Consider the following 26,863-nt stretch of genomic DNA (forward strand, 5'->3'; position numbering starts at 1 on the left):
CGGAAAGCAGGCGCTCCCGGATCAGGCATAACGCGCCGCTGCTTCCGCATGATCGTCCCGCCGCAAATACCCCCAGAGACCCAGCGCCACGGCGATCGCCAGACCGAGGAACAGACCACCCATGCCGCCGGCAATCAGGAAGGTCAGCTTGCCCGGCGGCCAGCTTCTGGAATTGGGTGCGACCGGCTGCGAAATCACCCGCACATTGGTGGAATCGATCGACTGCTGTTCGGCAAGCTGGCGCGAGCGGGTGAGGTAAGTCTCATAGATCGCCGCCGCCGAGCGGGCGTCGCGATCGAGATCGCGCAGCCGCACCTGCGCATCATTGTCCGTGAAGACATTGGCGCGCTCCGCCACAGCCTTCAATCTGAGCGCATCAAGCGAGGAACGCGCTTCGGCGACATTGATCTTGGCTGCTTGGAGAATGCGCCGCGCCTCGTCCGCCATACCACGTTCCAGCATCGCCCGCTCCGCGCCGGCAGTTGCGAGACGCGGATGGCGCGCGCCATAGGTCAGCGTCATCGCGCCGATCTGCTGTTGCAGCGTGCTATATTGGGCGCGGATGGTGTTCATCGTCTGGCTGTCGAAGATGGCGTCGCTCTGCGTGCGGTTCTGGGCGATCGCCGCCTCCATCTGCTTCAGGCGGGATTCCTCCTGGATAAGCCGCTGCTGGGTCGCAAGCACCTGCGCATTCAATTCGCCGGAGGCGAGATTGCTGACGAGCTGGCCATTATTTTCCTGCAAACCGTTCTCGCGGCGGAAATCGGCCACGCGCTTTTCGGCGATGGTCACATTCTCGCGCATTTCCTCGAGCCGCTTCTTGAGATCGTCGACGACGCGCTGGCTGCTGTCGGAGTTTGTCTGGAACAGCTCGCTTTCGAAGGCCTTCACGATGGCCTTCGAGACCGCCACCGATTTTTCGGCATCATTGGTCCAGACCGAAAGCGTGACCACGAAGGAGCGCGGATCACGTTCCGCCGTCACCCGGTCGCCGAGCGAGCGAAGCGCGCCGACGCGGTTGTCGCCATCATCAGGCTTTGATGAAAACATGGCCTTCAGCCGGGCGAGCGGCGGTGGGCTGACGAATTCGGGGTCCTGATCGAGCTTCAGCTCATCCACCACCCGCGCCAGCACATTGCGCGAGGTGATGGTGCGCAGCTTGCTTTCCACCTCGAGAATCTGCGTGTCGCGTTGCTGGTTGGGCGAAAACACCCCGTCATTGACGACGTTCAGATTGGAGGGATTAACGACGATATCCGTATAGGCCTTGTAGCGCGGCGGCGTCATGGAGGCATAAGTGAGCGCGCCGCCAACGCAGAGAACGATCGCCAGCACGATCCAGACAATACCCTTGCGCAGCCAGACGAGCACGTCGTCCACGCCGATCCTGTCGATATATTTGAGGCCGGGCAGCATGGAGGCAAGGCCTCCACCAGGTGAAGCCGCCCTCACCCGCGTCTCGACCGGGGCCGGCTCGGCAGCGGCCGGCGCCGGTTTCGGCTCGAGATGCTCTTTCAGCACCGTGCGCTCGAAAACCTCGTCCTCATCCACCAGATCGTCCAGCAGGGAACCATGGGTTCTGGCGGCGGGCGCCGTTTTTTCATCGAGCGGACGTGCCTGCTTATGTCCCGCCTTTTGAAGCCTGTACATCAGCCAATCCAACTCGAACGAACCACAAAAAAGGCCGGCAACACAGTATTCCCTTCGTCGCCACAGCCGCTATTGACGGACAAGTTTAAATATGACGGGTGAATTTTAGGTTACCCGCATCATTCCCGCCATCATCGCCTATTCGCGGCCACCATGAAAGCGATGATTGACTTGAATGGATCGATACGGTTCTTTCAACCGTTATATTTTTTCATTATCCCTTTGCCCCTCAAAGATTTTATGGAAACGGAGTTTGGAATGAGCCTGAAATTCGGAACGAGCGGCCTTCGCGGCCTCTCCGTCGATCTGAAGGGAAAAGCCTCCGCCGTCTACGCCACGGCATTTGCAAGGCACCTTCTCACATCGGGTCAGGCAAAGGTGGGTGATCCCATTCTCGTCGGCCGCGATTTTCGCGACTCGAGCCCGGATGTCTCCGCCACCTGCATCGCCGCGCTGAAAAAAGCCGGCCTCAATCCGCTCGATTGCGGCACGGTGCCGACCCCGGCACTGGCACTTTACGGCCTGTCGCTGAAGGCGGGCGCGCTGATGATTACCGGCTCGCATATCCCGGCAGACCGCAACGGCATCAAATTCTACCGCCCGGACGGCGAAATCGACAAGCAGGACGAAACCGCGATCGCGGCCCTTGCAGCCGAAATCGAGGCGGAAGGCATAAGCGACGAGGCGGCCACCGCCGAGGACCATTCCGCCATCGCTGCCGAACTTTTCTACGAACGCAACATCGCCCTCCTGCCGGAAAAGGCGCTTTCCGGCCTCAGGATCGGCGTTTACCAGCACAGCACGGTAGCACGCGATCTCTTTGTCGACGTGCTGGCCCATTATGGCGCCGACGTCGTGCCACTCGGCCGCTCCGATAGCTTTATCCCGGTGGATACCGAGGCAGTCTCGCCCGAAACGCTGGCACTTCTCAGAAAATGGTCGCCCGAGCATAGCCTCGATGCCATCGTTTCCGCCGATGGCGATGGCGACCGTCCTTTGCTGACCGATGAAAACGGCGTGCCGCTGCGCGGCGACCTGATCGGCCTCATCACCGCCAATTTCCTCGATGCCGGCGTCGTCGTCACCCCGGTCACGTCCAATTCGGGTATCGAGGCGAGCGGCTCCTTCGAAGTCATCCGCACCAAAGTCGGCTCACCCTTTGTGATCGCCGGCATGGCGCAGGCTCTCGCCGAGGGAAAAAACGGCGTCATGGGTTTCGAGGCCAATGGCGGCCTGCTGACGGCCTCCGCCTTTACGCTCAACGGCAGGCCGCTCTCGCCGCTGCCGACACGTGACAGCTTCCTGCCCATCCTTGCCGTGCTGCTTCTCTCGGCTGAACAGAAAAAACCGCTGTCGGAGATCGCCGCCGCCTACAGGCTGCCGGTCGCCGCCGCCGACCGCCTGGAAAACTTCGCCCAGGAAAAAAGCGCCGCCCTGATGACGCATCTGCGCGCCTCCCGCGACAACCTCGACGCCTTCCTCGCCCCCGTTGGCGCGGTGAAGGATTTGAGCGACATTGACGGCCTGCGTGTGGCGCTCACCGATGGCAGCACCATCCATTTCCGCCCTTCCGGCAACGCCCCGGAAATGCGCTGCTACGTCGAGGCCGCCAACCAGGACGAAGCCGAAACGCTGTTGCACAAGGGGCTCGAGCTCATCCGGAATTTTGGCTGAGTGTAGATGCCGCCTGCGCGTCATTCCGGTGTGAAACAGGAATGACGCGCTTCAGCAGTCGGGACCGATGTCCCAAATGTCGCATCCCGCCTTTCCCTGTTGCACTCGCCGCCCCGGAAAGCGATAAGGACCGCAGGGTCCAAGGAGGCGACGATGAGCAGCGAGACCGTTACCCTTTATGAAGCGATCGGTGGCGATGCGACCGTCAGGGCGCTCACCCGGCGCTTTTATGAATTGATGGACACCCTGCCCGAGGCCGCGCGCTGCCGCGCCATCCACCCTGCCGATCTTTCCGGCAGCGAGGCGAAGTTTTACGACTATCTGACGGGATATCTTGGCGGACCGCCCGTCTATGTCGAAAAACACGGGCACCCGATGCTGCGCCGCCGCCATTTCGTCGCCCCCATCGGCCCGGCCGAGCGGGACGAATGGCTGCTGTGCTTCCGCCGCGCCATGGATGAGACGATCGAGAACGCGAAGCTGCGCGAGATCATCTGGGCGCCGGTGGAGCGGCTGGCCTTTCACATGCAGAACCAGGAAGCGGATAACCCATGACCTACGCGAGACTGCGCGCCTTCATTCTGCTGCTGGGCGGCCTTTTGGGGGCTGCCGGCGTCATGCTTGCCGCCGCCGCCACCCATACCGGTGAAACCTATATGCTGGGCAATGCCTCGGCCATGGCGCTGGCGCATGCGCCGGTGCTGGTGGCACTCAATATCGGCGCGGACCGCATCAGAACCGCCATTCCGGCGGGCCTGATCCTCGGCCTCGGCACGGCGGTTTTTGTTGGTGATCTCGTCGTCAGGCATTTTTCCGGCCACAGCCTGTTCCCCTACGCAGCACCCATAGGCGGGCTCGGCATGATCGGCGGATGGCTGGTGCTCTGCGCCGGCGCGTTCCTGAAGCTCAAAGGCTGATCGGCCTTAACGCCGCCGCGTCCAGCGAAACGGCAGGATGTTGCGGCCCTTTTCCGCCGCCTCGCCGAGAGCAAAGGGCGGCGCTTCGCCGGGCTGGCGGGTGCGCAGATGGGGAAAGATCGCCACATTGCCGCCGGCGGTAGCGGCGCGGTTGCGCCTTTGACGTTCGCCGACGATTTCATACATTTCCGTCAGGGCTGGATCGGCAGCCTGTTCGGCCATCTTGTGCAGTTCCACGCGGCAGGCTTCGTCTGCCGCCGGCTCTTCACCCTTAAAATTACTGCGCTCGTCGCTCATCGTTGGGGGTCCGTTCATTCATCGTCTGCAGCGCCCGCTCCAGACTGGATTTGCTGCCATTGCGCAGCGGAATGAACGTCTTGCCGAATTTCTTGCAACCGGACTTCACCCGCAGACACGCATCGTGGCTGATACAGTCGATCGGGCAGAAAACGCAGTCGACGGAGGGAAGCACGGTATCGATGCGCGAGACCGCCTCACGCAGGCCGCCATCGTGGTGGATCAGTTCGGCACCGAAATTGCTGGCGATCTGGCGAAGATGGGCAACCTGACAGTCACGGCCGCCAACATAAAGAAAGCTCTTCGGACCGGAAAGCTGCTGTTCGGCCACGTCCCTTTCAGGTTGAGGCGCGCCCTTACCCTGCTTGCCGCCGCGTTCGGCTTTCTTCTTTTCCTTGCGTGCCATTCCCTCACCTGCCGGTTGATTTTTCATGCCCCGATCTTCGGGCCCCATAAGCGGGATGCCGGCACCATAATAAAGATGAGTTTTGGAGTAAAGTATAAAGGTGATGATTTTCCTCATGTTTATGCAGAAAGAATGGATCACCTGTTCGTGAGCCCTGGCTTTCAGCCGCTGATGCGCAATCCGCCCATGAAAAGCTGCTCCAGATGCCGGGCCGCATCCTCGAAACGACCGTCGCCACCGTGTTTGTCACCCAGCACGGCGCGCACCTGCACGTCGAAATCCGCATAATGCTGGGTGGTCGACCAGATCGAGAAGATCAGATGGTAAGGATCGCATTTGGCCATCCGCCCCGCCTTGATCCAGGCGCGGATCACCTCGGCCTTTTCATCCACCAGTTGTTTGAGCGGGCCTTTCAGTTCATCCTCTATATGCGGCGCACCCTGCAGGATTTCATTGGCGAAGAGCCGGCTTTCACGCGGAAAATCCCGCGACATTTCCAGCTTGCGGCGAATATAGGAGCGGATTTCGCTTTCGGGATTGCCTTCGGCGTCAAAGGCGCGCAGCGGATCGAGCCACGTATCCAGCACCCGTTCGATCAGGGCGCGATGCATCGCTTCCTTGGTGCGGAAATAATAAAGCACGTTCGGTTTCGACATGCCGGCCGCCTCGGCAATCTGGTCGATGGTGGAACCACGGAAGCCATTGGTGGAAAACACACTGAGCGCAGCCTCGAGAATCGTTTCCTGCTTCTCTTCCTGAATGCGGGTCCGCTTCTGGGTTTTCGCTGCTCGCGGTATGGCCATACTCTGCTCTCTGTTTCTTTTCAGTGCAATTGCCGATACAGTATGCTTAAAAAATAATCTGCGCGTACAGTTTAGGCAAAATTAGTGCGATTCGTCACGAAAATCTCTTGCTGACGCCATCGCGAATTTGCAATGTTTACCAGCCGGTCAATTTATCCACCATCGCCATCTTTAGGCAATGGCTGTTATCTTAGCCGGCAAAAACGGGAACGGCACAAGCTTTGCTTCGATAAAAACAAAACGGGTGAGGACTACACTTCATGACGGCGGGTAAAAACTTGACGGTCAATGGCGACCGTCTGTGGGACAGTCTGATGGACATGGCGAAAATCGGCCCCGGCATTGCCGGCGGCAATAATCGCCGCACGCTGACGGACGAAGATGCGGAAGGCCGCAGCCTGTTCAAGAGCTGGTGCGAAGCGGCCGGCCTGACGATGGGCGTCGACCGCATGGGAACCATGTTCGCCACCCGCCCCGGCGAGGATCCGGACGCGCTGCCGGTCTATATCGGCAGCCATCTCGACACCCAGCCGACCGGCGGCAAGTTCGATGGCGTGCTTGGTGTGCTGGCTGGACTGGAAGTCGTCCGCAGCCTGAACGATCTCAACATAAAGACGAAACACCCTATTGTCGTCACCAACTGGTCCAATGAGGAAGGCGCGCGCTTTGCCCCGGCCATGCTGGCCTCCGGCGTCTTCGCCGGCATTCACGATCTCGATTACGCCTATAGCCGCACCGATACCGACGGCAAGACCTATGGCGACGAGCTGAAGCGCATCGGCTGGCTGGGCGAAGAAGAGGTGGGCGCCCGCAGGATGCATGCCTATTTCGAATATCATATCGAGCAGGGGCCGATCCTCGAGGCCGAAGGCAAGCAGATCGGCGTCGTTACCCATGGTCAGGGTCTGTGGTGGCTGGAAGTGACGCTGACCGGCAAGGAAGCCCATACCGGCTCGACGCCGATGGCGATGCGCGTCAATGCCGGCCTTGCCGCCGCCCGCATCCTCGAAAAGGTTCAGGAAGTGGCGATGGCCCACCAGCCGGGTGCCGTTGCCGGCGTCGGCCAGATGATCTTCACACCCAATTCGCGTAACGTGCTGCCCGGCAAGGTGGTTTTCACCATCGATCTTCGAACCCCTTCGCAGGCAAAGCTCGACAACATGCGCGCCATCTTCGAGCGCGAGGTGCCTGTTATCGCCGAAGAACTCGGCGTCGGCTGCTCGATCGAAGCCATCGGCCATTTCGATCCCGTCACCTTCGATCCGGTGCTGGTCGGGCGCGTGCGCTCTGCCGCCGAAAGACTGGGTTACACCCACATGGACATCATCTCCGGCGCCGGCCACGATGCCTGCTGGACGGCAAGGGTCGCTCCATCAACCATGATCTTTTGCCCCTGCGTGGGTGGGCTTTCCCATAACGAGGCGGAAGAAATTTCGCCGGAATGGGCCGCCGCCGGCTGCGACGTGCTGCTGCATGCGGTGCTGGAGACTGCGGAGATCGTGCAATGATCGCCACCATCATCAAAAACGGCACCATCGTCACCGCCGACCTCACCTACAAGGCAGACATCAGGATCGAAGGCGGCAGGATCACTGAGATCGGCCCTGATCTGACCGGCGGCACGATCCTCGATGCCACGGAATGTTACATCATGCCGGGCGGCATCGATCCGCATGTGCATCTGGAAATGCCCTTCATGGGCACCTATTCCGCCGACGATTTCGAGAGCGGCACGCGCGCCGCCCTTGCCGGCGGCACCACCATGGTGGTGGATTTCTGCCTGCCCGATCCCGGCCAGTCGCTTCTCGATGCCCTGCAGAGATGGGACAACAAGGCGACGCGCGCCAATTGCGATTATTCCTTCCACATGGCGGTTACCTGGTGGGGCGAGCGGGTCTTCAACGAGATGAAGACGGTGGTTCAGGAAAAAGGCATCAACTCGTTCAAGCACTTCATGGCCTATAAGGGCGCGCTGATGGTAAATGACGACGAGATGTTCGCCTCCTTCTCGCGCTGTGCGGAACTCGGCGCCATTCCCTTCGTGCATGCGGAAAACGGCGATATCGTCGCGCAGATGCAGGAAAAACTGATGGCCGAGGGCAATGTCGGCCCGGAGGCGCATGCCTATTCCCGGCCTCCCTCCGTGGAAGGCGAAGCGACCAACCGCGCCATCATCATTGCCGACATGGCCGGCGCCCCGCTTTATGTCGTCCACACATCCTGCGAGCAGGCGCATGAAGCCATCCGCCGCGCGCGCCAGAATGGCATGCGCGTTTATGGCGAACCGCTGATCCAGCACCTGATCCTCGATGAAAGTGAATATGCCAATGCCGATTGGGATCATGCCGCCCGGCGGGTCATGTCGCCACCCTTCCGCAACCGGCAACACCAGGACAGCCTCTGGGCGGGTCTTGCCTCCGGCTCGCTGCAATGCGTGGCGACCGACCATTGCGCCTTCACCACCGAGCAGAAACGCTTCGGCCTTGGTGATTTCCGCAAGATACCGAACGGCACCGGCGGGCTGGAAGATCGCATGCCGCTGCTCTGGACCCATGGCGTCGCGACCGGCCGGCTGACGATGAATGAATTTGTCGCCGTCACCTCCACCAATATTGCGAAGATCCTCAACATCTATCCGAGAAAGGGCGCGATCCTCGTCGGCAGCGATGCCGATATCGTCGTCTGGGACCCGGCGCTGGAAAAGACCATCAGCGCCGCAAGCCAGCAATCGGCCATCGATTACAACGTGTTCGAAGGGCAGAAGGTGAAGGGCCTGCCTCGCTACACCCTGTCGCGCGGCCTCGTCAGTGTCGAGGAAGGCACCATCGAAACACAGGAAGGCCATGGCCAATTCGTGGCCCGCGATCCCTATCCCGCCGTCAGCCGGGCGCTTTCCACCTGGAAGGAACTCGTTTCGCCGCGCAAGGTGGAACGCACAGGCATTCCGGCATCGGGCGTGTGACCATGAGCAGCGAGCCGAAACGCGAAATCCTCATCGCCGCCGCCATTCTCCTCAACGAACGACGGCAGATGCTTGTGGTGCGCAAGCGCGGCACCACGCAGTTCATGCAGCCGGGCGGCAAGATCGATCCGGGCGAAACGCCGGAGCAGGCGCTGCACCGCGAACTGGCCGAGGAAATCGGCCTGACGCTGCCGAAAAATGCCGTTCGTTATGAGGGCATCTTTCGCGAGGAAGCCGCCAATGAGCCCGGCGCCGATGTCGTCGCCCATGCCTTCAGCGCCAGACTTCATTCCGAGGTCGTGCCGCAGGCGGAAATCGAGGAAGTGCGCTGGCTCGACCTCGACCACCACCCCGGCGTGATGATTGCCAGACTGACGGAAACCCAGATGCTGCCGCTGGCGCGCGCGGCACTTACGGAAAGCGACAATCAGCCAAGATGAACCAGGCCTCTCCCTATTCCGTCGTTTCCGCCAGAAAACTGGGCCTCACCTTCGAAACGGGGGATGGCCCGGTCCACGCCTTGTCGGATGTCGATCTCGATGTAAAAAAGGGCGATTTCGTCTCCTTCATCGGCCCTTCCGGCTGCGGCAAGACCACCTTCCTGCGGGTCATAGCCGATCTTGAAAAACACACGTCAGGCGAAATCACCGTCAACGGCACGACGCCGGAAAACGCCCGCAAGGACCGGTCCTACGGTTACGTCTTTCAGGCCGCCGCACTTTACCCGTGGCGCAGCATCGAAAAGAACATCGCCCTGCCGCTCGAAATCATGGGGTATAGCAAGGCCGAACAGCGCGAGCGCATCGACCGCACGATGGACCTCGTCAACCTCACCGGTTTCGGCAAGAAATATCCGTGGCAGCTTTCCGGCGGCATGCAGCAGCGCGCCTCCATCGCCCGCGCGCTCGCCTTCGATGCCGACCTGCTGTTGATGGACGAGCCCTTCGGGGCGTTGGACGAGATCGTCCGCGATCATCTGAACGAGCAACTGCTGAAACTCTGGGATACGACCGGCAAGACCATCTGTTTCGTCACTCATTCCATTCCCGAAGCGGTCTATCTCTCGACCAGGATCGTCGTCATGTCGCCGCGGCCTGGACGAGTGACCGATGTGATCGAATCCACCCTGCCGCGGGAAAGGCCGCTGGAAATCCGCGAGACGCCGGAGTTTCTGGCGATTGCGCACCGCGTGCGCGAAGGGTTGAAGGCGGGGCATGGCTATGAGGGGTGAGGTTGGCGCCAGCATTCCCCCCCTCTGCCCTGCCGGGCATCTCCCCCACAAGGGGGGAGATCGGCAAGCGGCGCTACCACCGCTTCATTCGCAAACAATGAGATGGACAAAACGGGACGGCATATCGATCTCCCCCCTTGTGGGGGAGATGTCCGGCAGGACAGAGGGGGGTAAACGGCACCCCCGGAGTGAGCGTAAACCCCACCCACAGAGCAAGTGTCGGAGCGAAACACCATGACCCTCCTCCGCCACCGCATCCTCCCCATCCTCACCGTCCTCCTCGCCATCCTCATCCTCTGGCACCTCGCAGTCATCTATCTCAACATGCCCTTCGCCCGCGACCAGGCCACCCGCGCCGGCCAGACACCGGGTTTCTTCCAACTCCTGCCGCAGACCTTCGCGCAGGAGCGCCCGGTCCTGCCCGCCCCGCACCAGATTGCCGCCGAACTCTGGGACACGACCGTCAACAAGGCCATCACCTCCAAGCGCAGTCTGATCTATCACGCCGGCATCACGCTTTCGGCCACCCTGCTCGGTTTCGCCATCGGCGCCGTTCTCGGCATCCTGCTTGCCGTCGCCATCATCCATAATCGCGCCATGGATCGCTCCGTCATGCCGTGGATCATCGCCAGCCAGACGATCCCCATCCTCGCCATTGCGCCGATGATCATCGTCGTCTTGAACTCCATCGGCATTTCCGGGCTGTTGCCCAAGGCGCTGATTTCCACCTATCTCTCCTTCTTCCCCATCGTGGTCGGCATGGTGAAGGGCCTCAGAAGCCCCGAAACCCTCCAGCTCGATCTCATGCACACCTATAATGCCTCACCGGCGCAGATATTCTGGAAGCTGCGCTGGCCTTCGGCGCTACCCTATCTCTTCACCTCGCTGAAGATCGCCATTGCCATCGCGCTGGTCGGCGCCATCGTCGGGGAATTGCCGACAGGCGCCGTCGCCGGTCTGGGCGCGCGGCTGCTCTCCGGCTCCTATTACGGCCAGACGGTGCAGATATGGGCGGCGTTGTTCATGGCCGCCGGTGTTGCGGCGCTGCTGGTGTCGATCATCGGCATTGCCCACGCCGCGGTGCTGAAAAGAATGGGAGCACGGCCATGACGAACCCCTCTTGGTTTATCGGCGCGATCCTTTTCTGGCTTGCCGCCTGGGCCTTCAACGAATGGCTGGTGCGTCGCAATTTCACCTCTTCCTTGGCACAGCGCATCGGCCGCATTGCCGTGCCCCTTCTCTTTGGCCTTGCCCTTCTGGTGCTCTGGGAAGGCATCGTGCGTGGTTTTTCCGTGCCGCCCATCCTGCTGCCGGCCCCTAGCGCCATCCTCGCCCGTCTTGTCGGCTCGCTGCCGATCCTCTGGGCGGATTTCCGCCAGACTTTCCTCAAATCGGTGCTGACGGGCTATGTGCTGGGCTGCGGCCTCGGTTTCCTCGTCGCCATCCTCATCGACCGTTCGCCCTTCCTGCAGCGAGGACTTTTGCCCATCGGCAATTTCGTCTCCGCTTTGCCAGTGGTCGGCATTGCGCCGATCATGGTCATGTGGTTCGGTTTCGACTGGCAATCAAAAGTCGCCGTCGTCGTCATCATGACGTTTTTCCCCATGCTGGTGAACACGGTGCAGGGGCTTGCCGCTTCCAGCCACATGGAGCGCGACCTGATGCGCACCTATGCCGCCGGCTGGGGGCAGACATTGCTGAAACTGCGACTGCCCGCCGCCTGGCCCTTCATCTTCAACGCGCTGAAGATCAATTCAACGCTGGCGCTGATCGGCGCCATCGTCGCGGAATTCTTCGGCACGCCCATCGTCGGCATGGGGTTCCGCATCTCGGCCGAAATGGGCCGCAGCAATGTCGATATGGTCTGGGCCGAAATCGCCGTTGCGGCGCTTGCGGGCTCCGGCTTTTACGGTCTGGTGGCGCTCGCTGAGCGTGCCGTCACCTTCTGGCATCCGTCCGTCCGTGGGGGACGAACGTAAATAACGAAAAAGGGAACAGCGATGAAAATGAAACTTGCCTCCATACTTCTTGCCGGCGCGTCAGTCCTGACCGCATTCGGAGCTCAAGCCACCGACAAGATCACCCTGCAGCTGAAATGGGTGACCCAGGCGCAGTTCGCCGGTTATTATGTCGCCAAGGACAAGGGCTTTTATGAAGCGGAAGGCCTTGATGTTGATATCAAGCCCGGCGGCCCGGATATTGCCCCCGCACAGGTTCTGGCCGGCGGTGGTGCTGACGTCATCGTCGACTGGATGCCGTCTGCACTGGCGACGCGCGAAAAGGGCGTGCCGCTCGTCAACATCGCCCAGCCGTTCAAGTCGTCAGGCATGATGCTGACCTGCCTCAAGGAAACCGGCATCACCAAGCCGGAAGATTTCAAGGGCAAGACACTCGGCGTCTGGTTCTTCGGCAATGAATATCCGTTCCTGTCGTGGATGGCGCACCTGAAAATCCCGACCACCGGCGGCGCGGATGGCGTTACCGTTCTGAAACAGGGCTTCAACGTCGATCCGCTGTTGCAGAAACAGGCCGCCTGCATTTCCACCATGACCTATAATGAATATTGGCAGGTCATCGATGCCGGCATCAAGCCGGAAGAACTCGTTACCTTCAAATATGAGGCCGAAGGCGTGGCGACGCTGGAAGACGGGCTCTATGTTCTGGAAGACAAGCTCAAGGACGCCAAATTTAGGGAAGACTTGGTCAAATTCGTCCGCGCTTCCATGAAGGGCTGGAAGTGGGCCGAAGAACACCCTGACGATGCCGCCGGTATCGTTCTCGAAAACGACGCCTCCGGCGCCCAGACCGAAAAGCACCAGAAGCGCATGATGGGCGAAGTCGCCAAGCTCACCGCCGGCTCGAAGGGCGCACTCGACAAGGCCGATTACGAGCGTACGGTAAAAACCCTGCTCGGCGGCGGCTCCGATCCTGTGATCACCAAGGAGCCGGCAGGCGCCTATACGACCGAAATCACTGACGCGGCGCTGAAGTAGGCGAAGTGACGTCCGAATAATGGAGCGCGCGGGAGGTCCGCGCGTTCTGGTTTATGACTCGCATGAAGAGTGCCAATTCTCCCGACGTCATCCTCGGGCCTGTCCCAAGGATCTAACCACGTCAACAAAATCACAACGTTGCAGATCCTCGGGACAAGCCCGAGGATGACGTCGGCGAGGTTGGCTCAACTCGATTTCCCATCTGACGACGCTCTTCTTTTGGGGCTTTGCCAGAATACGCCACTTGTGCAAACTGCGCCGATAGTGCGAAGGCATCAGCACGTCGCCTATTTCATTGGTAACCCATCTGACGAATTGCACATCTGCGGCTATACAAAAATGTATATCAAGCATAGCGGCTATGCGGATTGATTTGTACGACAACAACAATTACAGTCCCGCCCACAAGACTGCCAGATTTGATCTTGTAAAAAAAGCACAAGGCAAAGGTGCTTGAGATTCGCGTTGAGGGGCGTTTGAATCGGGAGGATCGAAAAGGAAGTATTGTGATCCCTTGTTTCACATTCGCCATCGCATGACCTTTTGAGACACGGCCCCGAGCCTGCAGGACATGTGAGCGGATATTGCGCGAGCCAAGACACATGCAGCATAAAGTCACGTTTAACCGCTTTGTTTTCCTTCTTCTTTCCGCAGCGGCGCTCCCCTTGTCCGCAGCCGCCGAGGGAGAGGCGCAGGCACCGGTCAAACAGCAGAACCTGCCTTCCATCATCGTTGCGCATGCCGCAAAACGCGATCTCGTCGACCGCATCATCGCGACGGGCACCATCCGTCCGGTTGATGAAATCTATGTCCAGCCGCTGGTCGACGGCCTGTCGATCGATACGCTGAACGTCGATATCGGTGACAGGGTCGAAGCAAATGCGATCCTTGCCGTCCTCTCCTCGGACAGTCTGATCCTTCAGAAAAGCCAGCTTGAGGCCAACAAGGCCAAGGCGCAGGCTGCTGTCGCACAGGCCAAGGCACAGGTCCTGGAAGCGGAGGCGAGCGCCAATGACGCGAACCGCCAGCGCGACCGCGCCGCAAAGCTCGGCCAGAGCGGCTCCGGCTCCGTCTCGCAGGTAGAACAGACCCAGGCCCAGGCCGAAGTGGCCGCCGCCAAACTCAACGCCGCCCGCCAGGCCGTTTCCGCCGGCGAAGCCGACATCAAGGTGGTTGATGCGCAGATTGCCGATATCGATCTGAAGCTGACGCGCACGGGCGTGAAAACCCCGGTTGCCGGCATCGTTTCAGCCAAGAATGCGAAGGTCGGCGCGATTGCCAGCGGTGCCGGCAATCCGCTTTTCACCGTCATCAAGGATGGCGCGATCGAACTCGTCGCCGATCTGTCCGAGACCGATATCCAGAAGGTGAAGATCGGCCAGAAAGCCTATTTGACGGTTGCCGGCGGAGCTGAGAAAATAGAGGGCAAGGTGCGCCTCGTCTCGCCCACCGTCGATCCGACGACGCGCCTCGGTTCCGTGCATGTGGTGCTGCCCGAAAACAGCCCGGCGCGCTCAGGCATGTATGCCAGCGCGGCGATCATCGTCGAAGAGACGAATGCGCTTGCTTTGCCGCTTTCGGCCGTTACCTCCGGGCGTGAAGGCTCGACCACCCGCAAGGTGGAAGGCGACGTCGTCAAGCAGGTGAAGATCGAGACCGGCATAGAAGACAGTGGTTTCATCGAGATTGTCAGCGGTCTTGCCGCTGGAGACAAGGTTGTCGAGAAGGCTGGAGCATTCGTGCGTGATGGTGACCGGATAAACCCGGTGGAAGCCCAGACGGCTGCGTCCAACTGACTGAGGGAATGAAATGAACTTTTCCGCATGGTCAATCCGTAACCCGATTGCGCCGCTGCTCGGCTTCGCGCTTTTGATGATCCTCGGTATGCAGGCGTTCAACACCCTGCCGATCACCCGTTTTCCGAACATCGACGTTCCCGTCGTTGCCGTCACCGTGACCCAGAGCGGCGCTTCGCCGTCCGAGCTGGAAATGCAGGTGACAAAGGAGATCGAGGATGCCGTCGCCGCCATCAGCGGCGTAGATGAAATCCAGTCCACCGTGGTCGACGGCCAGTCGACGACGACGGTCGTCTTCCGCATTGAAAAGCCGACGGAAGAGGCGGTTCAGGACACCAAGGACGCCATCGACAAGATCCGCAGCGATCTGCCCGCCGATATCGAAGTGCCCGTCGTCAGCAAGATCGACGTCGAGGGACAGGCGATCCAGACCTTTGCCGTCTCCTCGCCGAACATGACGCTGGAAGAACTGTCCTGGTTCGTGGATGACACGATCAAGCGTTCGCTGCAGGGCCAGTCCGGCATCGGCAAGGTCGACCGTTACGGTGGCGCCGACCGCGAGGTGCGCGTGTCGCTGAGCCCCGAAAAGCTCGACGCCTATGGCATCACCGCCACCGAGGTGAACAGCCAGCTGCGCGGCACCAACGTCGATCTCGGTTCCGGCCGTGGCCAGGTGGGCGGCAACGAACAGACGATCCGCACGCTCGGCGACACACGCGATGTGAGCCAGCTTGCCAACACCACGATTGCGCTTTCCAACGGGCGTTTCGTCAAGCTTTCCGAGCTCGGCACGGTCACCGACACCTATCAGGAACAGAAGTCCTTCTCGCGTTTCAACGGCAACCCCGCCGTCACCTTCGCGGTCTTCCGCTCCAAGGGCGCGAGCGAGGTCTCGGTCGCCGAAACCGTGGCGGCAAGCCTCGATCAGGTGCGCAAAAACAACCCTGATGTCTCGATTCAGATGGTCGATGACGCCGTCTATTTCACCTATGGCAACTACAAGGCAGCGCTCGATACGCTGATCGAAGGCGCGATCCTCGCTGTCATCGTGGTCCTGCTCTTCCTGCGCAACTGGCGCGCAACGCTGATTGCCGCCGTGGCGCTGCCGCTCTCCGCGATCCCGACTTTCTGGATCATGGACATCATGGGCTTCTCGCTCAACCTCGTCAGCTTCCTCGCGCTCACGCTCGCCACGGGTATTCTCGTGGATGACGCCATCGTGGAAATCGAGAACATTGCCCGCCACATCAAGATGGGCAAGACGCCCTATCGCGCGGCACTGGAAGCGGCGGATGAAATCGGCCTCGCCGTCATCGCCACCAGCTTCACCATCATCGCGGTCTTCGTACCCGTCTCGTTCATGCCCGGCATTCCCGGACAATACTTCATCCAGTTTGGCCTCACCGTCGCCTTCTCGGTGTTCTTCTCACTCGCCGTCGCCCGTCTCATCACGCCGTTGATGGCGGCCTATCTGATGCGCGCCGAAGATGCGATGGACGACCACCACGACAATGACGGCCGGTTGATGAAGGCCTATACGCGCATGGTCACCGCCACCACCCGCAAATGGTGGGCGCGGTATCTGACGCTGGTCGGCGCGATTGCCTTCCTCGTCGCCTCCGTCATGCTTCTGGCCCAGGTGCCGGGCAGCTTCCTGCCGCCGGATGACGCCTCTCGCGTCACGCTGTCGGTGGAACTGCCGCCCAATGCGACGCTTGACGAAACAGACCGGACGACGACGCAGATCTATCATGCCCTGCGTGACATCAACGGCGTGGAAAGCGTCTTCATCCTCGGCGGTGCCTCGCCCAAGGGTGACCTGGAGCTGCGCCGCGCTACCGTCAACGTTCTCCTCCAGCATATCGACCATTCACTGCTCAAGCTGGTGGTCAATAAGGGTCTCGGCTCTATTCCGCTCATCGGCCAGTATCTGCCGAAGGTGGAGGAAAAGGGCCGCACGCGTCCGCAATGGGATGTGGAGCGGGATATATTCGCGCAGGTGCGCGGCATCCCCGATGTGCGCATCATCAAGCTGAACGACCGCGCGGAACGCGAGCTCTCCTTCAACTTCCTCTCGAAGAACGAGAAGGACCTGAGCGACGCCGTCGGCATTCTCGAAAGCCGCCTGCGCGCCTCGCCCATCCTTGCCAATGTCAGCTCGGAAGGTGCTCTGCCCCGTCCCGAACTACAGATCCGCCCGCGCAAGGATGAAATCGCCCGCCTCGGCATCACGCCGCAGCAGATTTCGCAAACCGTGCGTGTCGCCACCATCGGCGATATTGACGCGCAGCTGACGAAAATCTCGCTGGACGACCGGCAGATCCCGATCCGCGTGCAGGCATCGCTCGATACCCGCCGCGATCTCGCCACCATCCGCGCGCTGAAGATCAAGACCGCCTCCGGGTCGCTGGTGCCGCTCTACAGCGTTGCCGACATCGACTATTCCGAAGGTCCAAGCTCGATCAAGCGCAACGACCGCAACCGCGTCGTCTCCATCGGCTCTGACGTGCCTTTCGGCACGGCGCTCGATACCTCGACGGCCGAGTTCAAGCGCATCGTGGCAGAGACCAAGCTTCCGGCAAGCGTCCGCCTTGCCGAAAGCGGTGACGCCAAGGTGCAGGGCGAAATGCAGCAGGGCTTCGTCAACGCCATGCTGCTTGGCCTGATGCTGGTGCTGGTGGTGCTCATCCTGCTGTTCAAGGATGTCATCCAGCCCTTCACCATCCTGTTCTCGCTGCCGCTTGCGATCGGCGGCGTGGCAGTCGCGCTCATCATCACGCAGAACGCGCTGTCCATGCCCGTCCTCATCGGCATTCTGATGCTGATGGGCATCGTGACGAAAAACGCCATCCTGCTGGTGGATTTCGCCATCGAAATGCGCCGTCACGGCATGGAACGGGTGCATGCCATGGTGGAGGCAGGCCGCAAGCGCGCCCGCCCGATCATCATGACCTCCATCGCCATGTCGGCAGGCATGCTGCCTTCCGCACTCGGTGTCGGTGAAGGCGGTTCGTTCCGCGCGCCGATGGCGATTGCGGTGATCGGCGGCATCATCGTCTCGACGGTGCTTTCCCTGATCGTGGTGCCGGCCTTCTTCCTGATCATGGACGACGTGTCACGCCTGCTCGCCCACCTCTTCGGCCGCTTCGTCGGCAAGAAAGAAGTGGAGGAGGAGGCCCTCTCCAACGAGAAACTCTCGGAGATCGCGCACGAAAATAGCCTGGCGCTCTCCTCGCTGGAGGCGCGGGTGGCCAGCATGGAAAAGGGCACCGGCGACAAAGCCAGCGACAAGGGCAGCAATATATTGCGGCTGCCACCACTTGCTGCGGAATGAAAGTTGCAACGCCGGGCCTCGTGCCCGGCGTTTTTATTTTGGCTTGCTTGTGGCGCACCGGCGGGGAGAAGAACCATGCCGCCCTCGCGCGCTCCACATCCCCCCTCGCGCTCCGGAGCATGCACGATCTCGCCACCCTCGCTCGCACCCCCAACATAACGACCGCAATCCTGTTTGATCGAAATCAATTCGCTTTTCAGGTGAACTGCTAGTCTCCCTCGCATCGGGAATTGCCGGTCGAGGAAAAATGCGATGAGTTCTTTGCAGATAGGCGTGAGGGAGAAGGAACTTCCCCGGTTTCGTATCGCTTCGGACGGCCCGGCAAAAGGTTTGAGCGGGAGCCGGATGGACGTGAACAAGACCGTGAAGCTGAGCAACAGGGACAGGAACATTCTGCTGCGTGCACCCCTGATCGGGGTTGCCGACGACGCGGCCGCGCTGAAGATGATGGAGGCGGCGACCATCACCAATGTCAACGCCCGCCACGTCCTCTTCAAGGAAGGCGAAACGGCGCAGCATTTTTATTGCGTGCTATCGGGTTATATCAGGCTTTATCGGCTGGACCGGCACGGGCGTGAGGCGGATGTGCGCGTCAGCGGACCCGGCGATACCTTCAACGAATGCCTGATCTTCGGCAGCGATACCTATCGTTACAGCGCGCAGGCGGCTGAAAGCTGCACAGTGGCGCGTTTCGAGCTGGCAAGAATCCGAACCCTGATCGATCAGGAGCCGGCAATCGCCAAGGCCGTCATGCGCTGCCTTTCCAACAGCCTGCTGGCGACCATGGACTGCATCGCCAACGACCGGCTGCAGACGGCACCACAACGCGTCGCCCATTACCTCATCAACCAGGGCCCGCGCGATGCGACATCCTTTTCGCTGCGGCTGCCCTTCCAGAAGAGCCTGCTGGCCGGCAAGCTCGGCCTTGCCCCGGAAGCCCTGTCGCGCGCTTTCTCGGCACTGAAGAAGTCAGGCGTCACGGTGCGCGGCCGCATCGTGCAGGTTAATGACGTCGCGGCATTAAAGCAGATCTGAAAACACCGGGAGAGGATGAAGGGCGGTATGCCAACCGGCATGCCGCCCTTCTGCATGACTGAAAGCGGAAAATCAGCCCGGCTGCGGCACGAAGCGGAAGCTGTCTCCCCGCCGTTCGATGTGGAAAAAACCACCGAGATGACCGCCGGAAACCAGCCAGCCATGATCGGCGGCTTCAGCCAGCGCCGCAAGACGGGTGGCGTAGGCAAGCTCGGAATCGATATCGTAAACGAAAGCGATTTCAGGATCGGCCGCCTGCAATTCACCGACATGCAGCACATCACCCCACAATAACAGCCGCGCATCGCCACTGCCGATGAGATAACCCATATGTCCGGGCGTGTGACCGGGCATGGCGATCGCCTCGATATCCTCGGCAACCGTTCCCGTGGGGATCGGCCGCAGCATGGCGCCGCAAATATCGAGCAGCCGCGCGGCAAGATCGAAACCGCCCTGCCGGGCGGGCGGCAATGTCTTGCGGGCATCGGCATTGGTGAAGAAGGCAAGATCGGCCTCGGGCACCCATATCTCCGCATTGGGAAAATAGGGCCGGTCGCCATCGATGAGGCCCAGCGCGTGGTCACCGTGAATATGGGTGAGGATGACACGACTGACATCATCAGGCTGAATTCCAGCGGCAAGCATCGCCGCGCGGGCATGGCCATAGGCAGCGCCCCAGGCCGTGCCGCAACCGGCATCGATCAGCCACACACCATCGGGCCCCGACAGCGCGAAACAATTGACATCCATATCCACCGTCTCGCCCTCGAGCCCGGCCACAACCGCAGCCAGCGCCACCGCGCCCTGCCGGTGGATGAGATGACCGACAGGTGCCTTGTAGACGCCATCAACGAACCGGGACACGGCATAGGGGCCAAAACGCAGCGGTGCATTCATGGCTCACAGACCACCCTGCTCTTTCAGGAAACCGACGATACGATCGACGCCATCGCCCCGTTTCATATCGGTAAAAACGAACGGCATGGCGTTGCGCATCCGCGTCGCATCGCTGTCCATCACAGTCAGATCGGCACCGACATAAGGCGCAAGGTCCTTCTTGTTGATGACCAGCAGGTCCGAGCGGGTGATGCCCGGCCCGCCCTTGCGCGGAATCTCCTCGCCCTGGCAGACGGAGATCACATAGATGGTGATATCGGCAAGATCGGGCGAAAAGGTCGCGGCGAGATTGTCACCGCCGGATTCGATGAAGACAACATCGAGATCGGGAAACTGCGCATTAAGCCCGGCAATCGCCTGCAGATTGATCGTCGCATCCTCGCGGATGGCGGTATGCGGGCAACCGCCTGTCTCCACACCGACGATACGCTCGGATGGCAACGCCTGCATGCGCACCAACGCCTCGGCATCTTCCTTGGTATAGATATCATTGGTGACGACGGCGACGGAATAATCGCCGCTCATCGCCTTGCAGAGCTTTTCCGTCAACGCCGTCTTGCCGGAACCTACCGGCCCGCCAATGCCGACGCGCAGCGGACCATTACCCGATTTCATCACTCTGTTCCCTTCATCATGCTTTGGTATTTCCTACCGTAAAGCCTTGGACCAACGCTTCAAGAGCAAGCAAGAACCGTGCCGCCAGTTTCTTCTCCCCGCCGGGGTAGAAGGTGGCCCGAAGGGTCGGATGAGGGGGCAACGCCAGCGATAGACCGCACCCTCGCCCCCTTCATCCCGCTACCGCGGACTTCTCCCCGGCGGGGAGAAGAAACACGGAGCGCCCGCTCGCTCCATCGATCTTTATTGGGCCGCCGTCAGGAGCGGAAAAGCCGCGTGCCCTGGGTTTCATGACGCATCGCCGCCGTATCGGCGATAACGGTGGCGCTGCCGAGATCATCGAGTGTTGATAACGCCGCCCGCGCCGCAATTTCCTCGATCACCGCCTCGCTTGCGGCGAGAATGGCGACGCCATCCTTTTGCCCCGCGACGCCAAGACGAATGCCGGCCGAAACGATCTGCGAAACACCGGCATGCAGAAAAGCGGCAAGCGTCTCGCGCAATGGCACTCCATGTCCGGCCGCCACAGCACCTATGGCGACGGGATACGGAGCCTCCTTCGGCAATAGCTCCAGAACCGCATGCGGCCATGCGCTGGCAGCGGCAATGAAGGCATCACCGAGAAGCACGGTCTCACGATAACGTTCCGCCGAACCGGCCAGCGCGCGGCCGAGATTGGCCGTTTCGCTGAGCGCCGTGGTATCCTGCGAGCTTCGCCAGGCATGCGCCAGAAACACCGCATCATTCCACAGGCTGCCATGGCGCAGCAGCGTTTCCACCCAGCCGCCCAACCCGGCGGCATCGCACACGCGCCCATCCTCGACCGCCTTTTCCAGCCCGCCGGAATAGGAAAAACCGCCAACCGGAAAGGCCGGCGACAGCCAGGCCATCAGCCGCAGCAGCGCGGCAACGCCGCTTTCCGCGCTCACGCCTCAGCCGTGGTCATGATGGTGGTGGCCTTGCCCGTGATCATGGGAATGGCCGCCATGGGCGTGATAGGCGCCGCGCGCCGGCTGAAAAGGTTCTTCCACATCCCGCACGGTGGCGCCGAGACCTTCCAGCATGGCGCGGATGACATGGTCGCGCAGGATGAGAATACGCTCTTCCTCGATCTGCGCGGCAAGATGCCGGTTGCCCAGATGCCAGGCAAGCTCGATCAGGTGAAGCCGATCCTTCGCCTTGATTTCAAACAGCTTTTCATCCGCCGCACGAACCTCGATCAGATCGCCGTTCTCCACCACCAGCAGATCGCCATGGGCAAACAGGACGGCTTCCTTCAGGTCCAGCATCACCATCTCGTCGTTCTGCAAATGCAGCAGCTTACGGCGCAGATGCCGCTGGTCATGCGCCAGCGTGACATAACCGGAGGGTTCATCGCCGGGGGTTCCGGCGGGGTGATAGGAGGTGACGCGCAGCATGGGATGATCCGTTTCAGAAACAGTCTTGGGAAGACGATTTTTGACGGATAGGCGGGGGGATTTCAAGGCGGATGCGCATTCTCGCTGCATATAAAAATCCGGCAGAGTTCCGGAAAGGATGCGTATTATTAGGGACGCTCCCTCCAACGCGACGTCATCCTCGGGCTTGTCCCGAGGATTCAACCACCTATCGTAAAATCAACCCGTTGCAGATGCTCGGGACAGGCCCGAGCATGACGGAGGAGAGGTTTTGGCCTCAGCGGCCAGAGGTGACCCGGCATTGCTGCCGGGCTTTCACCAGAAACGAAAACCGAGATCAGGCCGCAGCGCGGCTTTTCAGGTTTTCCAGAATGTTCTGCGGCGAAGAAACGCCATAAGGGTCGGATTCGCAATTGTCGGAATAACCCTCTTCCTCGAACCACTGCTCCACCAGACCGTCATTGATGACGGCGGCGTAACGCCAGGAGCGCATGCCGAAACCGAGATTGTCCTTGGCGACCAGCATGCCCATCTTGCGGGTGAACTCGCCCGAACCGTCAGGAATGACCTTGACGTTTTCGAGGTTCTGACCCTTTGCCCAGGCATTCATCACGAAGGCGTCGTTGACCGAAAGGCAATAGATCTCATCGACGCCGAGCGCGCGAAACTCGCCTGCCAGCTTTTCGAAATCGGGAAGCTGATAGGTCGAGCAGGTCGGGGTGAAAGCGCCGGGCAGCGAAAACAGCACGACCTTTTTGCCCTTGAAATAGTCGTCGGAGGTCATGTCCTGCCAACGGAAGGGGTTCGGGCCGCCAACGGCCTCGTCACGAACGCGCGTGCGGAAAGTTACGGCGGGCACTTTTTTGCCGAGCATGTCTTGTCTCCTGTTCTGGCATTTTACGCGGCTCGCTTGGGATCGATCCGCGCGGAATTCTTTTATCGTTTCCATAGCGCAAGATGCATTGCAGTGCAGCATAAAAAAAGGATTTCAGCCGCCAAATACGCGAAATGGCCGCACGGAATTGGGGATCAATTGTGCAGGTCTACCGACCAGCGCAACAGCGGTGGCAAGGGTGTCCACCAGCCCGTTCGGATACCAGCCTGCCGCAACATGGCAGCTGACCAGGTGTTGCAGCCGGCCAGCGCATTGAACCAGCCATTCGCCTCGAAAAACGCATCGGTCAGACCGTAGGCGACACCGGGAACCAGCTGAACCCTGCCGTCCTGCCTGACAAAACTTGCACTGATGCCCGCGATAAGGCGCTGATACCCCGCTTCGGAAATGCGAAGGCGTTTTACCCCGGCCAGATCGGCGGGAAAATCCCCGGTCACATCCACATGCATGACGGAACTGTCGAGCGTGAACGAGCGCAATACCGGCATCGGTTTCAGATCGGCCCAGGTGGGCGTCTGGATGTAAAACGACCGGCCGCCCCAGCCGAACACCAGAGTGGCCGCCGCCGGATGATTGACCGCAATGCCGCCCTCCTGCAATTCGGCAAAGACCCGCCGCAGATCGTCATCGACAGGCAGGGCGATGTCCGTATGGATCGGGTTCGACAACAGCAGGATTTCGCGATCCTTCGCGTCATTTGCCTCATCGGCGAAAAAAGGGCGCGGCACCACGGTGCCGAGCACGAGAAGCAGGACCACCAGCAGCAAGCCGCTGCCGATCCATCTGAGGACAGTTCTCAACGCGACGTCCGTTAAAACAGGAAATAACGCTGCGCCATCGGCAGCACAGTCGCCGGTTCGCAGGTCAGCAACTCGCCATCCGCGCGCACCTCATAAGTCTCGGGATCGACCTCGATATGCGGGGTGAGCGAATTGTGGATCATCGACGCCTTGGAAATGCCGCCACGCACATTCTTCACCGCCAGCAGCTTCTTGGCAACGCCGAGGCGCTGGGCAAGGCCACCATCCAGCGACGCCTGCGACACGAAAGTGACCGAGGAATTGGTGCGCAGCTTGCCGTAGGCGGCAAACATCGGCCGGTAGTGCATCGGCTGCGGTGTGGGAATGGAGGCATTCGGATCACCCATCGGGGCTGCCGCAATCGAACCGCCAAGCAGCACCATTTCCGGCTTCACGCCGAAAAAGGCCGGGTTCCACAAGACAAGATCGGCGCGCTTGCCGACTTCGACCGAGCCGATCTCGTGGCTGACACCCTGGGCAATGGCCGGGTTGATGGTATATTTGGCGATGTAACGGCGCACCCGGAAATTGTCGTTTTCGCCCGTCTCCTCCTTCAGACGGCCGCGCTGGCGCTTCATCTTGTCGGCGGTCTGCCAGGTGCGGATCGCCACTTCGCCCACGCGGCCCATGGCCTGGCTGTCCGACGAGATGATCGAAAACGCGCCGATATCGTGGAGAATATCTTCCGCCGCAATGGTTTCCTTGCGGATGCGGCTTTCGGCGAAGGCAATATCCTCAGGAATGGACGGCGACAGGTGATGACACACCATCAGCATGTCCAGATGTTCGGCAAGTGTATTGACGGTATAGGGCCGCGTCGGGTTGGTGGAGGACGGAATGACGTTCGGGTTGCCGCAGACCTTGATGATATCAGGCGCGTGCCCGCCACCCGCACCTTCGGTGTGGAAGGCATGGATGGTGCGGCCCCGGATGGCGGCGACGGTGTCTTCGACGAAACCGCTTTCATTCAGCGTGTCGGTGTGGATCATCACCTGCACATCATATTCATCGGCCACCGTCAGGCAATTGTCGATGGCGGCGGGTGTCGTGCCCCAGTCCTCATGCAGCTTCAGCGAGGAAGCGCCGGCAAGGATCATTTCTTCCAGCGGTGCGGGCAGCGAGGCATTGCCTTTACCCGCGAGTGCGAGGTTCATCGGGAAAGCGTCGAAGCTTTCGATCATGCGCTCGATGTGCCACGCGCCGGTGCAGGTGGTGGCGAGCGTGCCATGCGCGGGGCCCGAACCGCCGCCCAGCATGCACGTCACGCCGCTCATCAGCGCTTCCTCGATCTGCTGCGGGCAGATGTAATGGATATGCGCGTCCATGCCGCCGGCGGTTAGTATCTTGCCTTCACCGGCAATTGCCTCCGTCGAGGGGCCGACGATGATCGTCACACCCGGCTGCGTATCCGGGTTGCCAGCCTTGCCGATGGCGTGGATGCGGCCGTTCTTCAGGCCCACATCCGCCTTGTAGATGCCGCTGTGGTCGACGATGACGGCATTGGTGATGACGGTATCGACAGCCCCTTCGGCCCGCGTTGCCTGGCTCTGGCCCATGCCGTCGCGAATGACCTTGCCGCCGCCGAATTTCACTTCCTCGCCATAGGTCGTGTGGTCCTTCTCGATCTCGATGAAGAGTTCGGTATCGGCAAGCCGCACCTTGTCGCCAACGGTCGGGCCGAACATGCCGGCATAAGCGGCGCGGGAAATCTTGTAAGGCATGGGTTCAGGCTCCTTGGGACGCGGAGAAAATCGATGTGGGAGAAATTCGTGCCAGCCGGCCCTCGTTTGAGAGGGTATCGACCAGTTGTTGTTCGGCAGCAAAGGGATGGCCGCTCCAGCCCTGGTGGCTGAAACCGGCAATCGCCACCTCATCACCATCACCGCTCACACTCTCGAGAACATGGGCAATGGCAACAAGGCCGGTGCTGGGGCAGACATAGGGCGCTGGCGCATGAGCCGCGAGCGCCTTATCAAGGCGCTCATGCACGTCGCGTGGAATGACGATATGGCTTTTGCTGGTTTCTGCGGCGATTGCCGCAAAACCGGCGGTATAATCGACGCAGAAATCGGTCAGCTCCGGCCAGCGCGCGCGGATGCCCGGCTCCATTTCTGAAAACTTGGCGGGATCGCGCACCGACCATAGGGCGGAGGCCTGCCGCACACCGTCGCTTTCGCGCCAGTCACGGCCTTGCGTCATCTCGTGGCCCGGCCGCCCGGTATTGCAGACGGCCACCACATCCGTGCGCCTGCCACCGGCACCCAGCGACCGGCAATCATTGAAACGGATGACGAGGTCGGAAAGATCGATGAAACCAGCCACACCCGGCGGCAGCTCCCCGTTTCCGACAATCATGATCCGCCGCCCCATGCCGTTCAGAAACCTTCCGAGAGCTGGCGTAATTCGTCGGCGCGCTTGCTGCTCATGTCGGCGAGGCAGGAGGCGATCAGCATCGGCTCCATCGAGCCGCCGCGCGCCTGAAAACCGGCAAGCGCGCAATTGGCATCACGAAAAGCCACCCATGCGCGCTGGGCCATCACCAAGGCATCGTTCGCACCCTTGCCGCTTGCGTCGGCCGTCTTGTCGCGCTCGGCAAGCTGCTTGCGAAGCTTCTGATACGCGGCGTTCAACTCCTTGTCGGCCTTTTCATGGTCCTTGCCGGCGCAGATGGTCATATCCGCCTGCGTCTGCGGCGCCTTGCAATCGGGCGCTTCCTCGGCAAGCGCCGCGCTTGCCGCGCCGCCTGTCAGAAACAGCAGTGCCGCGCCTACTAAGCGGAAATTTTGCGGGTTCATCGCCATCTCTCAAGCCGCCGCGCCATCGAAAGCCTGCGATTTCAGCGCCCGCGGATCGACACCATCAAGACAATTGGCATTGACCGCCACCATCGGCGTGCCGTCAGGCCCATCGGCATAAGCAAAGCTTTCAATGCCGCAGGTGGAGCAGAAAAAATGATGGATCTTGTGCTTGTTGAAGAGATATTCGCTCAGCTTGTCCTCGCCGGAAAGCAGGGTGAATTTCTCCCGCGGCGCAAAGGCGAGCGTGGAGCCAAGGCGCTTGCAGCGCGAACAATTGCAGATGACGGTATGATCGAGATCGGCATCGACCTCGAAGCTGACGCTGCCGCACTGGCAGCTTCCATGATAATGCGCCGTCGCCAT

26 protein-coding genes and 1 pseudogene are annotated in these 26,863 nt (G+C 60.9%); 13 read left to right on the forward strand and 14 right to left on the reverse strand.

Annotation, left to right across the window (positions count from 1 at the left end; all coding sequences use genetic code 11):
- Positions 1-21: 21 nt before the first annotated feature.
- The gene (uppM, locus tag ATU_RS11585; RefSeq protein ID WP_035255882.1) at positions 22-1,650 is read right to left on the reverse strand and encodes a polysaccharide biosynthesis protein UppM; all 1,629 of its coding nucleotides are present in this window, start codon (positions 1,648-1,650) and stop codon (positions 22-24) included.
- Between the two features lie 258 nt (positions 1,651-1,908).
- Between uppM and uppO the strand changes: the two genes are divergently transcribed.
- The 3 genes from uppO (at position 1,909) to ATU_RS11600 (ending at position 4,241) form a co-directional block, all read left to right on the forward strand.
- On the forward strand, positions 1,909-3,324 hold the full coding sequence (gene uppO, locus ATU_RS11590; protein ID WP_010972275.1) for a polysaccharide biosynthesis phosphomannomutase UppO: 1,416 nt from the start codon (positions 1,909-1,911) through the stop codon (positions 3,322-3,324).
- A 153-nt stretch (positions 3,325-3,477) separates the two neighbouring features.
- The gene (locus tag ATU_RS11595) at positions 3,478-3,879 is read left to right on the forward strand and encodes a globin domain-containing protein (RefSeq protein ID WP_010972276.1); all 402 of its coding nucleotides are present in this window, start codon (positions 3,478-3,480) and stop codon (positions 3,877-3,879) included.
- The gene (locus ATU_RS11600; protein WP_010972277.1) at positions 3,876-4,241 is read left to right on the forward strand and encodes a DUF423 domain-containing protein; all 366 of its coding nucleotides are present in this window, start codon (positions 3,876-3,878) and stop codon (positions 4,239-4,241) included. Before ATU_RS11595 ends, ATU_RS11600 begins: the two co-directional genes overlap by 4 nt.
- 6 nt (positions 4,242-4,247) lie before the next feature.
- On the opposite strand, the gene ATU_RS11605 is transcribed toward ATU_RS11600, so the two are convergent.
- From ATU_RS11605 to ATU_RS11615, 3 genes and pseudogenes are all read right to left on the reverse strand, one after another.
- The gene (locus ATU_RS11605) at positions 4,248-4,538 is read right to left on the reverse strand and encodes a hypothetical protein (protein WP_010972278.1); all 291 of its coding nucleotides are present in this window, start codon (positions 4,536-4,538) and stop codon (positions 4,248-4,250) included.
- Positions 4,519-4,842, reverse strand: a pseudogene (locus tag ATU_RS11610) (DUF2325 domain-containing protein); the annotation flags it as partial. The gene ATU_RS11605 and the pseudogene ATU_RS11610, both read right to left, overlap by 20 nt.
- 263 nt (positions 4,843-5,105) lie before the next feature.
- Positions 5,106-5,747 (reverse strand): TetR family transcriptional regulator C-terminal domain-containing protein, encoded by a 642-nt coding sequence (locus ATU_RS11615; protein WP_010972280.1) that lies wholly within the window; start codon positions 5,745-5,747, stop codon positions 5,106-5,108.
- Positions 5,748-6,007: 260 nt separating this feature from the next.
- On the opposite strand from ATU_RS11615, the gene ATU_RS11620 reads away from it, so the two are divergent.
- The 10 genes from ATU_RS11620 to ATU_RS11665 all read left to right on the forward strand — a co-directional run bounded on the left by ATU_RS11620 (position 6,008) and on the right by ATU_RS11665 (position 19,098).
- Positions 6,008-7,255 carry a Zn-dependent hydrolase gene (locus tag ATU_RS11620; RefSeq protein WP_035255878.1) on the forward strand — a complete coding sequence of 416 codons (1,248 nt, stop codon included), beginning with the start codon at positions 6,008-6,010 and terminating at the stop codon, positions 7,253-7,255.
- A complete protein-coding gene (gene hydA / locus ATU_RS11625) occupies positions 7,255-8,709 on the forward strand; it encodes a dihydropyrimidinase (protein WP_035256003.1) in 1,455 nt (484 codons plus the stop codon). Before ATU_RS11620 ends, hydA begins: the two co-directional genes overlap by 1 nt.
- Positions 8,706-9,149 carry an NUDIX hydrolase gene (locus ATU_RS11630; protein WP_035255875.1) on the forward strand — a complete coding sequence of 148 codons (444 nt, stop codon included), beginning with the start codon at positions 8,706-8,708 and terminating at the stop codon, positions 9,147-9,149. Before hydA ends, ATU_RS11630 begins: the two co-directional genes overlap by 4 nt.
- Positions 9,146-9,940, forward strand: coding sequence for an ABC transporter ATP-binding protein (locus ATU_RS11635; protein ID WP_010972284.1), 795 nt, complete (start codon positions 9,146-9,148; stop codon positions 9,938-9,940). The genes ATU_RS11630 and ATU_RS11635 overlap by 4 nt, the downstream gene beginning before the upstream one ends.
- 234 nt (positions 9,941-10,174) lie before the next feature.
- Complete coding sequence (locus ATU_RS11640) at positions 10,175-11,050, forward strand: ABC transporter permease (protein ID WP_010972285.1); 876 nt, start codon at positions 10,175-10,177, stop codon at positions 11,048-11,050.
- The gene (locus tag ATU_RS11645; protein WP_010972286.1) at positions 11,047-11,919 is read left to right on the forward strand and encodes an ABC transporter permease; all 873 of its coding nucleotides are present in this window, start codon (positions 11,047-11,049) and stop codon (positions 11,917-11,919) included. The genes ATU_RS11640 and ATU_RS11645 overlap by 4 nt, the downstream gene beginning before the upstream one ends.
- A gap of 21 nt (positions 11,920-11,940) precedes the next feature.
- Positions 11,941-12,933 (forward strand): ABC transporter substrate-binding protein, encoded by a 993-nt coding sequence (locus tag ATU_RS11650; protein WP_010972287.1) that lies wholly within the window; start codon positions 11,941-11,943, stop codon positions 12,931-12,933.
- Between the two features lie 602 nt (positions 12,934-13,535).
- Complete coding sequence (locus ATU_RS11655) at positions 13,536-14,729, forward strand: efflux RND transporter periplasmic adaptor subunit (RefSeq protein WP_010972288.1); 1,194 nt, start codon at positions 13,536-13,538, stop codon at positions 14,727-14,729.
- Between the two features lie 13 nt (positions 14,730-14,742).
- Positions 14,743-18,063: an efflux RND transporter permease subunit gene (locus tag ATU_RS11660; RefSeq protein ID WP_010972289.1), complete on the forward strand. Its 3,321-nt coding sequence runs from the start codon at positions 14,743-14,745 to the stop codon at positions 18,061-18,063.
- 345 nt (positions 18,064-18,408) lie between these two features.
- Positions 18,409-19,098, forward strand: a complete 690-nt coding sequence (locus ATU_RS11665) for a Crp/Fnr family transcriptional regulator (protein WP_006315015.1) — start codon at positions 18,409-18,411, stop codon at positions 19,096-19,098.
- A gap of 72 nt (positions 19,099-19,170) precedes the next feature.
- On the opposite strand, the gene aidB is transcribed toward ATU_RS11665, so the two are convergent.
- The 10 genes from aidB to ATU_RS11715 all read right to left on the reverse strand — a co-directional run bounded on the left by aidB (position 19,171) and on the right by ATU_RS11715 (position 26,863).
- Entirely contained in the window at positions 19,171-19,995 is an 825-nt protein-coding gene (gene aidB, locus ATU_RS11670; RefSeq protein ID WP_010972290.1) for an AidB family quorum-quenching N-acyl homoserine lactonase, read from the reverse strand.
- Positions 19,996-19,998: 3 nt separating this feature from the next.
- A complete protein-coding gene (gene ureG, locus ATU_RS11675; RefSeq protein ID WP_010972291.1) occupies positions 19,999-20,610 on the reverse strand; it encodes an urease accessory protein UreG in 612 nt (203 codons plus the stop codon).
- A 257-nt stretch (positions 20,611-20,867) separates the two neighbouring features.
- Positions 20,868-21,539 (reverse strand): urease accessory protein UreF, encoded by a 672-nt coding sequence (locus tag ATU_RS11680; RefSeq protein ID WP_035255866.1) that lies wholly within the window; start codon positions 21,537-21,539, stop codon positions 20,868-20,870.
- A gap of 3 nt (positions 21,540-21,542) precedes the next feature.
- Complete coding sequence (ureE, locus tag ATU_RS11685) at positions 21,543-22,028, reverse strand: urease accessory protein UreE (RefSeq protein ID WP_035255861.1); 486 nt, start codon at positions 22,026-22,028, stop codon at positions 21,543-21,545.
- Between the two features lie 316 nt (positions 22,029-22,344).
- A complete protein-coding gene (locus ATU_RS11690) occupies positions 22,345-22,881 on the reverse strand; it encodes a peroxiredoxin (protein WP_010972294.1) in 537 nt (178 codons plus the stop codon).
- A gap of 155 nt (positions 22,882-23,036) precedes the next feature.
- Positions 23,037-23,702 (reverse strand): TIGR02117 family protein, encoded by a 666-nt coding sequence (locus ATU_RS11695; RefSeq protein WP_010972295.1) that lies wholly within the window; start codon positions 23,700-23,702, stop codon positions 23,037-23,039.
- Between the two features lie 11 nt (positions 23,703-23,713).
- Complete coding sequence (ureC, locus tag ATU_RS11700) at positions 23,714-25,423, reverse strand: urease subunit alpha (protein WP_006315008.1); 1,710 nt, start codon at positions 25,421-25,423, stop codon at positions 23,714-23,716.
- 4 nt (positions 25,424-25,427) lie between these two features.
- Positions 25,428-26,072, reverse strand: coding sequence for a hypothetical protein (locus ATU_RS11705; RefSeq protein ID WP_035255857.1), 645 nt, complete (start codon positions 26,070-26,072; stop codon positions 25,428-25,430).
- A 5-nt stretch (positions 26,073-26,077) separates the two neighbouring features.
- A complete protein-coding gene (locus ATU_RS11710; protein WP_010972297.1) occupies positions 26,078-26,497 on the reverse strand; it encodes a lysozyme inhibitor LprI family protein in 420 nt (139 codons plus the stop codon).
- Positions 26,498-26,506: 9 nt separating this feature from the next.
- Entirely contained in the window at positions 26,507-26,863 is a 357-nt protein-coding gene (locus ATU_RS11715) for a GFA family protein (protein WP_010972298.1), read from the reverse strand.

The sequence above is a fragment of the Agrobacterium fabrum str. C58 genome, assembly GCF_000092025.1.
Classification (GTDB): Bacteria; Pseudomonadota; Alphaproteobacteria; order Rhizobiales; family Rhizobiaceae; genus Agrobacterium; species Agrobacterium fabrum.